10 protein-coding genes are annotated in these 13,526 nt (G+C 68.6%); 4 read left to right on the forward strand and 6 right to left on the reverse strand.

Annotation, left to right across the window (positions count from 1 at the left end):
* Positions 1–970, forward strand: a 970-nt coding sequence (locus tag ACPUER_RS02255; RefSeq protein WP_425130263.1) for a gamma-glutamyl-gamma-aminobutyrate hydrolase family protein, incomplete at its 5' end; no start/stop codon positions are given.
* 115 nt (positions 971–1,085) lie between these two features.
* Positions 1,086–1,775: a DUF2968 domain-containing protein gene (locus tag ACPUER_RS02260; RefSeq protein WP_425130264.1), complete on the forward strand. Its 690-nt coding sequence runs from the start codon at positions 1,086–1,088 to the stop codon at positions 1,773–1,775.
* A 75-nt stretch (positions 1,776–1,850) separates the two neighbouring features.
* On the opposite strand, the gene ACPUER_RS02265 is transcribed toward ACPUER_RS02260, so the two are convergent.
* Entirely contained in the window at positions 1,851–1,976 is a 126-nt protein-coding gene (locus tag ACPUER_RS02265) for a hypothetical protein (RefSeq protein WP_425130265.1), read from the reverse strand.
* A 1,183-nt stretch (positions 1,977–3,159) separates the two neighbouring features.
* On the opposite strand from ACPUER_RS02265, the gene ACPUER_RS02270 reads away from it, so the two are divergent.
* Entirely contained in the window at positions 3,160–4,455 is a 1,296-nt protein-coding gene (locus ACPUER_RS02270) for an MFS transporter (RefSeq protein WP_310137090.1), read from the forward strand.
* A gap of 92 nt (positions 4,456–4,547) precedes the next feature.
* On the opposite strand, the gene ACPUER_RS02275 is transcribed toward ACPUER_RS02270, so the two are convergent.
* A complete protein-coding gene (locus ACPUER_RS02275) occupies positions 4,548–6,386 on the reverse strand; it encodes a tetratricopeptide repeat protein (protein WP_425130266.1) in 1,839 nt (612 codons plus the stop codon).
* A gap of 130 nt (positions 6,387–6,516) precedes the next feature.
* On the opposite strand from ACPUER_RS02275, the gene ACPUER_RS02280 reads away from it, so the two are divergent.
* Positions 6,517–8,163, forward strand: coding sequence for an FAD-dependent monooxygenase (locus tag ACPUER_RS02280; RefSeq protein ID WP_310137088.1), 1,647 nt, complete (start codon positions 6,517–6,519; stop codon positions 8,161–8,163).
* An 8-nt stretch (positions 8,164–8,171) separates the two neighbouring features.
* On the opposite strand, the gene ACPUER_RS02285 is transcribed toward ACPUER_RS02280, so the two are convergent.
* The 4 genes from ACPUER_RS02285 to ACPUER_RS02300 are packed head-to-tail and all read right to left on the reverse strand — an operon-like array spanning position 8,172 to position 13,474.
* Positions 8,172–8,423 carry a formate dehydrogenase subunit delta gene (locus tag ACPUER_RS02285; RefSeq protein WP_034183014.1) on the reverse strand — a complete coding sequence of 84 codons (252 nt, stop codon included), beginning with the start codon at positions 8,421–8,423 and terminating at the stop codon, positions 8,172–8,174.
* Between the two features lie 7 nt (positions 8,424–8,430).
* Positions 8,431–11,382 (reverse strand): formate dehydrogenase subunit alpha, encoded by a 2,952-nt coding sequence (gene fdhF, locus ACPUER_RS02290; RefSeq protein WP_310137085.1) that lies wholly within the window; start codon positions 11,380–11,382, stop codon positions 8,431–8,433.
* Positions 11,383–11,399: 17 nt separating this feature from the next.
* The gene (locus tag ACPUER_RS02295; RefSeq protein ID WP_425130267.1) at positions 11,400–12,977 is read right to left on the reverse strand and encodes a formate dehydrogenase beta subunit; all 1,578 of its coding nucleotides are present in this window, start codon (positions 12,975–12,977) and stop codon (positions 11,400–11,402) included.
* Complete coding sequence (locus ACPUER_RS02300; RefSeq protein ID WP_425130268.1) at positions 12,974–13,474, reverse strand: NAD(P)H-dependent oxidoreductase subunit E; 501 nt, start codon at positions 13,472–13,474, stop codon at positions 12,974–12,976. Before ACPUER_RS02300 ends, ACPUER_RS02295 begins: the two co-directional genes overlap by 4 nt.
* Positions 13,475–13,526 lie beyond the last annotated feature (52 nt).

Genomic DNA, 13,526 nt, shown 5'->3' on the forward strand with positions numbered 1-13,526 from the left:
GCCGAAGCCCGGCTCGCCGCCGCCCGGGTTCGGCGCGCCGCCCGATTTCGATACGCCGCGGCCGCCGCCCGCGAGCGCGCAGCATGCGCCGCCGGCCTACCTGAAGCAGAGCGACACGCCGTGGTCGGTGTTCGGCCGGATCATCGCGGCGCGCGCGCGCCGGCTGTTCGACCGCGCGGGCCAGCGCATCACGCAGCGCACGCTGCGCATCGGCGTGTCGGCGCGGATCTTCCATCCGGAACCGGGCGCGAAGGGGCTGCGTGGCAAGACGCTGCAGTATCTCGAGGAATCGATCGCACACTGGGTGATGTCGCGCGACGTGCTCGTGTTCATGATTCCGACCGTCGGCCACCAGGGCATGATTCATCCGAGCAATATCCGCCTGCGCGACTACGCGAAGCATCTCGACGGCCTGCTGCTGCAAGGCGGCGCCGACGTGTCGCCGCAAACCTACGCGGCGTCGGACGCCCGCCCCGAATGGCCGGGCGACCGCGTGCGCGACATGTACGAACTCGAGCTGCTGCACGAGTTCGTCGAATCCGGCAAACCCGTGCTCGGTGTCTGTCGCGGCTGCCAGTTGATCAACGTCGCGTTTGGCGGCTCGCTGTACCAGGACATCGCCACCGATGTGCCGACCGCGAATGCGCACGTGAGCGAGCATTACGACCAGCATCGCCACGCCATCCGCTTCCCCGACTCGTCGACGCTCGCGAGCATGTTCCCCGGGCGCAGCGAAGCGATCGTCAACTCGATCCACCACCAGGCGATCCGCGATCTCGGCCGCGATCTGAACATCGAGGCGGTGTCGGCCGGCGACGGAATCATCGAGGGCATCCGCCATCGGCGTTCGCCGTTCGTCGTCGGCGTGCAATGGCACCCCGAGTTCCATCGCGCGGGCGGCTCGGAGCTGCTCGACTGCACGCCGCTGCTCGATGCGTTCCTGCGCGCGGCGCGCGAAACCCGTCTGTAGCAAGCCGCATTCTTCGTGTCGCACGCAGGCCGGCCGCATCCCGATAAATTCGAGATGCGGCCGTTTTGTTTTGAACGATAATCGCGAGTCCCGATTCGTTCGCCGGAGTCTGACGTTGGCTTTCCGAAATTTTTCCCCAGCACGATGCGCAACGTGGATCGTTGCACTGGCTGCCTGCACGCAAGCGGGCGCGGCCTGGTCCGCCGACGCGACCGCGCCGGTCGCCGGTACGCGTCCGGCGGTCACGAGCCTGAGCGGCGATGCGGCGCCGGCGACATCCGCGTCGGACGCGAGCACGCAAGGTAACGTCGCCGAATTGACGCAGATGCTGCACGACGGCCGGATCGTCGAGATGCGCACGACGTACAACGGCAGCTACGGCGCGAGCCTGATGTTCGATCCGCGCGAGATGACGTACTACGTCGCGCTGTTCCAGGACAAGCATCTGTGGCGCGTGATCCGGTCGCAGGAGAAGAACCGCGCGGAGATGGTGTATGCGAACTTCGTTCAGCAGACCGTGCAGCTCGCGGATATCGAGATTCGCCGTACCGAGCTGCAGGCGCAGAAGGCGTTCCTCGAACGCGTGATCGCGCTGCAGGCGAATCGTGCGCAGCAGTTGCAGGCCGATCTGAGCGTCGCGCGCAGCCAGCAGGCCGAAGTCGTACAGCGGCAAAAGTCGGCCCAGGAGCAGACGCTGGCGCTGCAGGTCGAGAAGCGGGCCGCGCAGATGCAGTTGCGCGATCTGCAGGAGCAGGTGCGGCAACTCGAGAGGCAGACCGAGACGGGGCTGCCCTCGCACAAGTAACGAGTCGTCAAACGGACGGAGAGACGAGCAAAACCCGGCGAAGCGATCTTCGCCGGGTTTTTTATTGAGCGGCCGTCAGTGCGCGAACGCGTCCGGTGTGTCGGTGACGCGACGATGGGACAGTTGCGACGTCCAGTCGAAGCCGGCGGCCGGCGCATGCGCCGCACGGGCAGGCTGCGCGGCGCGCAGCGTATTTGCCATCGCGATCAGCGTGAGCGGATCGTAGAGTGTGTCGCGTGCATCGCGTGTGTCCGTCGAGCGCGGCGGCGGGGCGAGTCGATCGCGGGCGCGAGTGCTGGCTGCATTGCTCAGGACTGGCGGACGTGCAGCCAGTTGCGGCACGGTCGGTATCCGGGCCGGTGCTGCCGTCGTGCGCGTGCCGTTTGTTCGACGCGGCGATGCAGTGGCGGCGCGCTGCATGTCGGACGTTGCCTTTGTGCGAAGCGACGCAGGACGAGGCGCGGCATGGTGCGTGGCCGGTGGCGATTCTGCAGTCTTCGTGACGGGTGTCGCCACCGTGCGCCGTGGTGACGTGTTTGTCGACGTACCGGACTGAACTGCGGCAACTCGCACGGTACCGGTCGATGACGTGGTGTGGTCCGGCGCAATGCCGGCCATCTGGATCGTGGGCGCAGGCTCGAAGCCCGTGGACGGTTCGTGCGCGGCGATCAGCCAGCCGATGATGCCGAACGCGCCGATGCTCCAGCAGATTGCGTACATCGCACGTCGGTCGCGAGAGCCTTGGACGGTGCGTCGGGAGCGTCTGCCGGCAACTGCAGCCGGCGCGACCGGCGCCCCTGCCGGATTCGGTGCTGACGCCGCCACGGGCCATGGCTGCCAGCGGCACGCGCGGTGAGGCCGGTCGACGTCGATGCAGGACGTCGTCAGTGTGGCGAGGCAGTGCTTGCCGGGCCGTGCACCGGGCGCGCCGCGAAAGGTCCATTCGCGGCCGAACGGCGGTACGTGATCGAGCGGAGCGATGCGAGGGCGGGCGAGCGCGCCTTCGACGGGGACGAGGGGCGATGGAGTCATAAGGGCGGTGCGCCGTGCGACACAGGCAACCGTGCCGGCCGCGGCGCGGAAATCTCGTCGCAAATCGTGACATTGTGGTCGGCTGGCGAGAGCCGGTCGATCAGATCAATCTGATTTTCGCGCCCGTTTCGGGGCGACTCGTACGAGTCGAATGCCGCGACGGCAGCAGCAGGGGCGACACAAGGCAAATGTCGGCTTGGCGTGGCATCATTCGCGGACCATGCCGGTGCGCGCGTCGTCGTGCGGCGCGCCGCCGGCGGGCAGCGATGCCCGTGGGCGCCGGCCCGGCGCCGCGGGCGTCGTCTGATCCATGCGGCGCGGATTCGCGCCATCCGAGCCGAGCGAGAAAAACATGTCCACAGCGTCACACGCCATCGCGCAGGAATCGAAATTCCGCACCGTGTTCCGGGTCGTCAGCGGCAACTTCCTGGAAATGTACGACTTCATGGTCTACGGGTATTACGCGTCGGCCATCGCGAAAACCTACTTCCCGAGCGGCAACGCATTCGCGTCGCTGATGCTGTCGCTGTCGGTATTCGGCGCGGGCTTCCTGATGCGGCCGGTCGGTGCGATCGTGCTCGGCGCGTACATCGACCATCACGGCCGCCGCAAGGGGCTGATCCTGACGCTCGGGCTGATGGCGCTCGGTACGCTCACGGTGGCCTCGATACCTGGCTACGCGACGATCGGCGTGCTCGCGCCGGTGCTCGTGCTGCTCGGCCGGCTGCTGCAGGGTTTCTCGGCGGGCGTCGAACTCGGCGGCGTGTCGGTCTACCTGTCGGAGATCGCGACGAAGGGCCACAAGGGGTTCTATACGTCGTGGCAGTCGGGCAGCCAGCAGGTGGCCGTCGTGTTCGCCGCGTTCGTCGGCGTGCTGCTGAATCGCGCGCTGCCGGTCGACGAGATGACCGCGTGGGGCTGGCGCATTCCGTTCCTGATCGGCTGCCTGATCGTGCCGTTCCTGTTCCTGATCCGTCGTTCGCTGAAGGAAACGGACGAGTTTCTCGCGAAGCGCCACCGCCCGTCGATGGGCGAGATCATGCGCTCGATGCTCGACAACTGGGGCGTCGTGGTTGCCGGCATGGGGATGGTGATCATGACGACGGTGTCGTTCTACATGATCACCGCGTACACGCCGACCTTCGGCAAGGAAGTGCTGCACCTGTCGTCGCTCGACGCGCTCGTCGTGACTGTCTGCGTCGGCATCTCGAACCTCGTGTGGCTGCCGTTGTCCGGCGCGCTGTCCGACCGTATCGGCCGCCGCCCGGTGCTGATCGCGTTCACGGTGCTGACGCTGCTGTCGGCTTACCCGGCCGTGCTGTGGCTCGTCGGCGATCCGTCGTTCCTGCGGCTGCTTGCGGTCGAGCTGTGGCTGTCGTTCCTGTACGCGTCGTACAACGGCGCGATGGTCGTCGCGCTGACCGAAGTGATGCCGGCCGACGTGCGCACGGCCGGCTTCTCGCTCGCGTACAGCCTGGCGACGACGATCGGCGGCTTCACGCCGGCGATCTCGACGCTGCTGATCCACCAGACGGGCAACAAGGCGGCGCCGGGGCTGTGGCTGAGCGTGGCCGCGATTTGCGGGCTGATTGCGACGCTCGTGCTGTACCGCACGCCCGACGCGCGCAATCAGTACAAGGCGGCCTGACAGGCGCTCGTACATTGCACATCGCGCGGCGCCGGCCGCATGCATTGCATCGAAAAAAAGGGAGCGCAGCACGCTCCTTTTTTCGTCTTCGTTCAGGCGTCGCGCAGCTTGTCGGCGACCATGGCCGCCACGTCGAGCCACGCTCCCGGCGCGGGCTGGCGGGCGATCCTGGCCTGCGGATACCACGGGCAGTCGTCGCCGGTGAACCAGCGCCAGTCGGGTGCGAACGGCAGCATGACCCACAGCGGCTTGCCGAGCGCGCCCGCGAGGTGCGCGACAGCCGTATCGATCGTGACGACGCCGTCGAGCCGCTCGATCAGCGCGGCCGTATCGGCGAAGTCGTTCAGCCGGCCGTCGAGGCGATGCACGCGCGGATGCGCGTCGACGCGCGCACGTTCGCCGTCGTCGAGCGCGGGCTGCAGCACGATCCAGTCGATGTCCGGCAGCGCGAGCAGCGGCGCGAGCGCGTCGAACGGCATCGAACGGTTTTCCTGTGCCTGGCGGCGCCCCGACCACGCGAGGCCGAACTTGCGTTTCGACTGCCCGCCGAGCGAGCCGCGAAACCGCCGACGAGCGCTTTCGGGCGCGTCGAGGTAGCGCGAGCCGCCGACGATGTCCGCCGGCTGAAGCCCGAGCAGGAACGGCAGGCTCATCAGCGTGCAGGCGACGTCCGCAGCCGGCGGTTTCGCGGCGCCTTGCGCGACGAGCGTCACGCGCCAGCGCGATGCGGCAGGCGCCAGCAGCGGCACGAGTTCCGGCTGGACTTCGAGCACGATGCACGCGCAGCGTGCGCGGGCAAGCGGCACGAAGCGGACGAACTGCAGCGTGTCGCCGAACCCCTGTTCCGCGCGGATCAGCAGCGTGCGCGACGCAATCGGCTCGCCCTGCCAGCGCGGCAGCGTGCCGAGCGGGATCGCGCCCGGCGTCTCGTGGCGCGCTTCGTACGCGGGCAGGCCGCGCGTGAAGTCGCCGAGCGTCAGCAGCGTGACTGCGCGGTGCAGCCGCGCGAGCGTGAGATCGGGTTCTACGCGCAACGCCTGGTCGAATGCGCGCAGCGCCATCTCGTGCGCGCAGAGCGCGTGATGCGCGTTGCCGAGGTTCAGCCACGCCAGGCTGAACGACGGATCGAGACCGACGGCGCGCTCGTAGTAGGGCAGTGCGTCGCGGTGGCGTGCCTGCGCGCACAGTGCGTTCGCGAGCCCGAACAGCGCGAGCGGAAACGGCGGATGCAGCGCGAGCGCGGCTTCGAACGCGGCGGCCGCCTCGGCATGCCGGCCGACCGCATCGAACGTGTTGCCGAGGTTGAAATGCGCGGCGACGAAGCGCGGCTGCGCGGCGATCGCGGCCTGGAAGTGCGCGATCGCGTCGTCGGCGCGGCCCATCGCGTTCAGCGCCATCGCGAGGTTGTTGTGCGCGCCCGCATGCCCGGGCCGCAGCTCGAGCGCGCGCCGGAACGCTGCGAGCGCGTCGTCGTGGCGGCCGAGCGCGTTCAGCGCGTTGCCGAGATTGTTGTGGATCGATGCGTCGTCGGGCGTGAGCCGGAGCGCGCGGCCGAACGCGTCGATCGCATCCTCGTGGCGCTGCAGTGCCGCATACGCGTTGCCGAGGTTGTAGTGCGCGAGCGGAAATTCGGGCGCGAGCGTCAGCGCGTTGCGAAAGCGGTCGATCGCTTCGTCGAGCCGGCCGAGCGCTTTCAGCGCGTTGCCGAGATTGAGCTGCAGCGCGGCATCGTCCGGACGCAGCGCGACGGCGCGGCCGACGAGATCGGCCGCCTCGGCGTGCTGGCCCTGCTGGTGCCGCAGCACGCCGAACAGATGCAGCGCGTCTGCGTCGGCGGGGTTGGTGGCGAGCGCGGCGCGATAGCCGTGCTCAGCCTCGGCGAGGCGGCCCGCGCGGTGTGCTGCATACGCTCGGTCGAATGCGGAATCCATGACGCGAAAACTGACGGAAAGCGCGTATTTTCCCACACCGCGCATGGGTGCCGCGCGTCGACCGGTCGGCATATGGCCCCGTCACGCGGAGCGGCGTAGACTTGCAGGGTCGCGTGTCATCGAGGTTCTCATGGCTGACACACTGCCCGATATCCCCCCCGTGCTGATCGTCGGCGCGGGGCCGACCGGCCTTGCCGCGGCGATGAGCCTCGCGCGGGCCCGCGTGCCGGTGCGCATCATCGACCGCCTCGCCGCGCCCGCGCCGTATTCGCGCGCGATCGGCATCCAGGCACGCACGCTCGAACTGCTGGAGCAGCATCGCGCGGTCGAGCCGTTTCTCGCGCTCGGCCATCGCGCGCATGCGGCCGCGCTGCATGCCGGCGGCCGCGTGATCGCGCGGCTCGATTTCGATCCGCTGCAAACGCGCTACCCGTATCTGCTGTTTCTCGACCAGAGCATTACCGAGCGGCTGCTCGCCGAGCACCTGGCCGGGTTCGGCGTGACGGTCGAGCGTGGCGCGACGCTGACCGCGTGCGACGCAGGCGGCACGTCGCTCGACGTGACGATCCGTTGCGCCGACGGCCGCGACGAATCGTTCGCGCCGTCGTACCTGATCGCTGCCGACGGTGCGCACAGCACGGTCAGGCATCTGCTCGGCCTGGGCTTCACCGGGCAGGCGTTCGAACAGACTTTCCTGCTCGCCGATTTCGCGGCGATACCCGACTGGCCGGACGAAGAGATCCACCTGTTCACGACGCCCGAAGGCATGGCGGGCCTGTTTCCGATGGGCGGCGGCCGTTACCGGCTCGTTGCCGACCGGCCGCCCGGCAGCGATGCGTCGCCCGATGCGCCGACCCCGTCGCTCGCGGAATGCGAGGCGATCGTGCGCGCACGCGTTGGCGCGTCGATCTCGCCGAGCGATCTCGCGTGGTCGTCCTATTTCCACCTGCAGAGCCGCATGGTCGACCGACTGCGTCACGGCCGCGTATTCTTCGCGGGCGACGCAGCGCACGTCCACAGCCCGGCCGGCGCGCAGGGCATGAACACCGGCATCCAGGAAGCGTTCAATCTCGGCTGGAAGCTTGCGCGCGTGCTCGGTGCGGGCACGCCCGAACGGCTGCTCGACACGTATCACGCCGAGCGTCATCCGATCGAGCGCGACGTGTTGCGGCAGACCGGTTTCATTACGCAGATCGTCGAGGCGGATCGCGGCGCGATGAAGCTGCTGCGCGATCATGTCGTGCCGCTGCTGGTGTCGTTCGGACCGATGCGCGACGCGGTGCGGCGCACGGTCAGCGAGCTCGGCGTGCAGTACCGGAAGAGTCCGCTTACGCTGGAGCGTGTGCTCGACGGCGGTCCGCGTGCGGGCGAGCGGGCGCCCGACGCATTCGTGCACGTGCTCGACGGCCCGCTCGGTCAGGCGCCCGGAACGGCGCGGCTATACGATCTGCACGATCCGGCGAGCTTCACGCTGCTACTGCTCGAAGAGCCGGTGAATGCAGACACCGGCGCTGCGCCACCGATGGCGGCCGATGCGCAGGCGCTCGTGCAGGGGCTCGAACGGATCATGCCGGGCGCTGTGCGCGTGTGGCGGGTCACCGATATCGAAGGCGACGGTGCCGCCGGGCTGGCACAGGAGTACGGCCGCTCGCGGCCGTCGTTCTACCTGCTGCGGCCCGACGGGTATGTCGCCGCGCGCGGGCGCACGGCAACCGACGCGAACGGGCTGCTGCGCCACTGCGAAAACTGGTTCGCGGGCATGTCGGTGTCCGGGTAGCGGTGCGTTCAGGCGGTCGCGGGAGCAGGAACGAGCGACGCGCGGTGCGCGGCGATCGCATCGCGCACGATCGGTGCCGCGCGTTGCGCGCCTTCGCCCGACGGATCGTCGAGCGCGGCGAGCAACGCGCGGCGCATCCGCGGCTCCCAGAAGCGCCGGATATGCTCGGCGATACCGGTCAGCGCTTCGTCGCGATCGGGCATCGATTCGAAGAATGCGCCGATCTGGTTGGCCATGTCGATCAGGTGGTCGTTGTCCATCGAAGCCTCACTTGCCTGTCGTCACGGTGTCGGGCGTGCTCGCGCGGCGCTCGAGCAGGTCGATCTGCTCCGCGTTGAAGCGCGCGTATGCACGCTGCCATTCGGACGGCTGCGCAACCGGCAGCACCTGCACGGCCGTCACCTTGTATTCAGGGCAGTTCGTCGCCCAGTCGGAGCTTTCCGTCGTGATCACGTTCGCGCCCGATTCGGGGAAGTGGAACGTCGTGTACACGACGCCCGGCTGCATGCGTTCCGTCACGAGCGCGCGCAGCACCGTCTGCCCGGCACGCGATTCGATGCCGACCCAGTCGCCGGTCCGGATGCCGCGATCCTGCGCGTCGTGCGGGTGGATCTCGAGGCGATCCTCTTCATGCCACCGGACGTTTTCGGTCCGGCGCGTCTGCGCGCCGACGTTGTATTGCGACAGGATGCGGCCCGTCGTCAGGATCAGCGGATAGCGCTGCGTGACCTTTTCCGGCGTCGGAATGAACTTGGTGATCACGAACCGGCCCTTGCCGCGTACGAACTCGTCTATGTGCATCGTCGGCGTGCCTTCCGGCGCGTGCTCGTTGCACGGCCACTGGATGCTGCCGAGCGCGTCGAGCTTCTCGTACGATACGCCGGAGAAGGTCGGCGTGAGCCGCGCGATCTCGTCCATGATTTCCGACGGATGCGTGTAGTGCATGTCGTAACCGAGCGCCTGCGACAGCAGCAGCGTCACTTCCCAGTCAGCGTAGCCCGCGAGCGGCGGCATCACCTTGCGCACGCGCGAGATGCGGCGCTCCGCGTTCGTGAACGTGCCGTCCTTCTCGAGGAACGTCGAGCCCGGCAGCAGCACGTGCGCATATTTCGCGGTCTCGTTGAGGAAGATGTCCTGCACGACGATGCACTCCATCGCCGACAGCGCGGCCGACACGTGCTGCGTGTTCGGGTCCGACTGGACGATGTCCTCGCCCTGGCAGTAGAGCCCCTTGAAACTGCCGTCGAGCGCCGCGTCGAACATGTTCGGGATGCGCAGCCCCGGTTCCGGCTGCAGCTTGGCCGACCACGCCTGTTCGAACTGCGTGCGCACGATCTCGTCACTGATGTGCCGGTAGCCGGGCAGTTCGTGCGGGAACGAGCCCATGTCGCACGAACCCTGCACGTTGTTCTGGCCGCGCAGCGGATTGACGCCGACGCCTTCGCGGCCGATGTTGCCGGTCGCCATCGCGAGGTTCGCGATGCCCATCACCGTCGTCGAGCCCTGCGCGTGTTCGGTCACGCCCAGCCCGTAATAGATCGCGGCATTGCCGCCCGTTGCGTAGAGGCGCGCGGCGGCGCGTACCAGCTCGGCCGGCACGCCGGTCACGTCGGCGGTTGCCTCGGGCGAATTGTCGGGGCGCGACACGAAGTCGCGCCATTGCTCGAACGCGCGCGTCTCGCAGCGCTCGGCGACGAATGCGTCGGCAACAAGCCCTTCGGTGACGATCACGTGCGCGAGCGCGTTGACGATCGCGACGTTGGTGCCGGGGCGCAGTTGCAGGTGATGCGTGGCCTTCACGTGCGGGCCGTCGACGACATCGATGCGGCGCGGGTCGATCACGATCAGCTTCGCGCCGTCGCGAACGCGCCGCTTCAGCCGCGAGCCGAACACCGGGTGGCCGTCGGTCGGGTTCGCACCCATCACGACGATCACGTCGGCCTGGTCGACCGATGCGAACGTCTGCGTGCCGGCCGATTCGCCGAGCGTCGTCTTGAGGCCATAGCCGGTCGGCGAATGGCACACGCGCGCGCAGGTGTCGACGTTGTTGTTGCCGAACGCGGCACGCACGAGCTTCTGCACGAGGTAGGTTTCCTCGTTCGTGCAGCGCGACGACGTGATGCCGCCGATCGAATCGCGGCCGTATTTCTGCTGCAGCTTGCGGAATTGCGTCGCCGCGTAGGTGAGCGCTTCGTCCCAGCTTACTTCGCGCCACGGGTCGGTGATCTTCTCGCGGATCATCGGCTTCGTGATGCGGTCCTTGTGCGTCGCGTAGCCCCACGCGAAGCGTCCCTTCACGCACGCGTGGCCCTCGTTCGCGAGGCCGTTCTTGTTCGGCGTCATGCGCACGACCTGCGTGCCCTTCATCTCGGCCTTGAACGAGCAGCCGACGCCGCAGTACGCGCAGGTCGTGACGACCGAGTGTTCGGCTTGCCCGAGCTGCACGACGGATTTCTCCTGCAGCGTGGCCGTCGGGCATGCGGCGACGCAGGCGCCGCACGACACGCATTCCGACGCCATGAACGATTCGCTTTCGCCGGCGGCGACGCGCGATTCGAAGCCGCGCGCGGCGATCGTCAGCGCGAACGTGCCCTGGGTTTCCTCGCACGCGCGCACGCAGCGGTTGCAGACAATGCACTTCGACGGGTCGTACGTGAAGTAGGGGTTCGATTCGTCCTTGCGGTCGTTGAGGTGATTCGCGCCATCGAAGCCGTAGCGCACTTCGCGCAGCCCGACGACCCCCGCCATGTCCTGCAGCTCGCAGTCGCCGTTGGCGGGGCAGGTGAGGCAGTCGAGCGGATGGTCGGAGATGTACAGCTCCATCACGTTGCGGCGCAGCGACTGCAGCCGGTCCGACTGCGTGCGCACCTTCATGCCCGCTTCGGCCGGCGTCGTGCACGAGGCCGGATAACCGCGCCGGCCTTCGATCTCGACGAGGCACAGCCGGCACGAGCCGAACGGCTCGAGCGAATCGGTCGCGCAGAGCTTCGGGACGTTGACGCCGGCTTCGATCGCCGCGCGCATCACCGACGTGCCGGCCGGTACCGTCACCGGCTGGCCGTCGATTTCGAGCGTGACGTCGGTATCGGCATGGCGTTGCGGCGTGCCGTAGTCGGTATCGTCGAACGGGTCGCGGGCGCGCGCCTGTGCGGCGCTCTTGCACGCGCATTGGCCCGAGCCGCAGCCGCCTTGGCGGACGTTGTTCGTGTCGAGGGACATGCAGGGCTCCTTCTGGGTCAGGCCGCAGCCTTGACCGGGCTCGACGCGGCATCCTTGCCGCCAGCGAGCCCGAAATCTTCGGGGAAATGGTCGAGCGCGGACAGCACCGGGTAGGGCGTCATCCCGCCCATCGCGCACAGCGAACCGGCCAGCATCGTGTCGCACAGATCGCGCAGCAGCGTGACCTGCCGCTCCGACGTGTCGCCGTGGCGGATGCGCGCGATCGTCTCGACGCCGCGCGTCGAACCGATCCGGCACGGCGTGCACTTGCCGCACGATTCGATCGCACAGAACTTCATCGCATATTCGGCAAGCTCGGCGAGGTTCGACGTGTCGTCGTGCAGCACGATGCCGCCGTGGCCGACCACCGCGCCGATCGCCGTATACGCCTCGTAATCGAGCGGCACATCCCACTGATGGTCGGGCAGGTAGGTGCCGAGCGGGCCGCCGACCTGCGCGGCGCGTGCCGGCCGACCGCTTGCCGTGCCGCCGCCGAAGTCGAACAGCAGCTCGCGCAGCGTGACGCCGAACGCGAGTTCGACGAGGCCGCCGTGACGGAGGTTGCCGGCCAGCTGGAACGGCAGCGTGCCGCGCGAGCGGCCCATGCCGAAATCGCGATAGAACGCGGCGCCGCGCGCGAAGATCACGGGTGCCGTCGCGAGCGTGATCACGTTGTTGATCACGGTCGGCTGACCGAACAGGCCGGCGAGCGCTGGCAGCGGCGGCTTCGCGCGCACGACGCCGCGCTTGCCCTCGAGCGATTCGAGCAGCGCCGTTTCCTCGCCGCACACGTACGAGCCCGCGCCTTTCGCGACGTGCAGCTCGAATGCATGCGCGGAGCCGAGCACGCGTTCGCCGAGCCAGCCGGCCTCGCGCGCGCGGACGATCGCGGCTTCGAGCGTCGCGATCGCGTGCGGGTATTCGCTGCGCACGTAGATGTAGCCGACCGTCGCGCCCGTTGCGATGCCCGCGATGATCATCCCTTCGATCAGGCAGTACGGATCGCATTCCATCATCAGGCGGTCGGAGAACGTGCCCGAATCGCCTTCGTCCGCATTGCAGACGATGTACTTCTGCGTGGCGCTCGCGTGCCGGACCGTGCGCCACTTGATGCCGGCCGGGAACGCCGCGCCGCCGCGGCCGCGCAGCCCCGATTCGATCAGCGTTTCGCACGCGGCATCGCCGTCGAGCGCGAGTGCGTTCTTCAGGCCGGCGAGGCCTTCATGCTGCAGGTAGTCGTCGATCGACAGCGGATCGGTCAGGCCGATGCGCGCGAACGTGAGGCGCTGCTGGCGCGCGAGATAGGGGTGCGCGTCGACGATGCCGACGCCGCTCGGATGCGCACCGCCTTCGAGCCAGTTTGCATCGAACAGGGCCGGCACGTCGGCGGCCGACAGGTTCGCATAGCCGATGCGTCCGGCGGCCGTACCGACCTCGACGAGCGGCTCGAGCCACAGCAGCCCGCGCGAGCCGTTGCGGACCAGTTCGATCGCGACGCCGCGCCGTTCGGCTTCCGCGACGATCGCGGCGGCGAGCGCGTCGGCGCCGAGGGCCAGCGCGGACGAATCGCGCGGGACGTAGATGCGGGTCGTCATGCGGCCTCCGGCGTGTGGGCGAGAGCATCGGCCAGCAGCGCGTCGAATTTCTCCGGCGTGACCTTCGCATGCAGCACGCCGTTGACCGTCAGCGACGGCGACTGCGCGCACTGTCCGAGACAGTAGACCGATTCGAGCGCGACGGCGTCCGGCGCGTGCGCTTCCGCGGCATCGCCGTGCGCTGCGTCGAACCGGCAGCCCGTGCGGGCTTCGGCGTGCGCGGCGAGCGTTTCGCAGCCCATGCTGCGGCACGCTTCGGCGCGGCACATCTGGATCGTCACGCGCGCGGGCGGCGCGGTACGGAAGTGGTGATAGTAGGTCAGTACGCCGTGCACTTCCGCGCGCGACAGGTTCAGCGCCCTGGCGAGCGGCGCGACGCAGCCCGGCGGCACGTAGCCCGCGTCGTCCTGGATCGCATGCAGGATCGCGACCAGCGACCGGCCGGCGCGCGCATGGCGCTCGACGAGCGCGTCGGGCGCATGGGAATTCGGGGACATCGGTTATGCTCCTCCAAAGTCTCATATGCGCTCGAAATTCATATAGTGCGCA

The organism is Burkholderia sp. DN3021 (assembly GCF_049805555.1).
Taxonomy (GTDB): Bacteria; Pseudomonadota; Gammaproteobacteria; order Burkholderiales; family Burkholderiaceae; genus Burkholderia; species Burkholderia pyrrocinia_C.

Coding starts and splice junctions, on each gene's coding strand:
- fdhF (WP_310137085.1), bottom strand. CDS start 11,382: ATGTCCCTCGACACGAACAACGTCCGCCAAGGCGGCTGCGGCTCGGGC.
- ACPUER_RS02300 (WP_425130268.1), bottom strand. CDS start 13,474: ATGTCCCCGAATTCCCATGCGCCCGACGCGCTCGTCGAGCGCCATGCG.
- ACPUER_RS02295 (WP_425130267.1), bottom strand. CDS start 12,977: ATGACGACCCGCATCTACGTCCCGCGCGATTCGTCCGCGCTGGCCCTC.
- ACPUER_RS02280 (WP_310137088.1), top strand. CDS start 6,517: ATGGCTGACACACTGCCCGATATCCCCCCCGTGCTGATCGTCGGCGCG.
- ACPUER_RS02270 (WP_310137090.1), top strand. CDS start 3,160: ATGTCCACAGCGTCACACGCCATCGCGCAGGAATCGAAATTCCGCACC.
- ACPUER_RS02265 (WP_425130265.1), bottom strand. CDS start 1,976: ATGGCAAATACGCTGCGCGCCGCGCAGCCTGCCCGTGCGGCGCATGCG.
- ACPUER_RS02275 (WP_425130266.1), bottom strand. CDS start 6,386: ATGGATTCCGCATTCGACCGAGCGTATGCAGCACACCGCGCGGGCCGC.
- ACPUER_RS02285 (WP_034183014.1), bottom strand. CDS start 8,423: ATGGACAACGACCACCTGATCGACATGGCCAACCAGATCGGCGCATTC.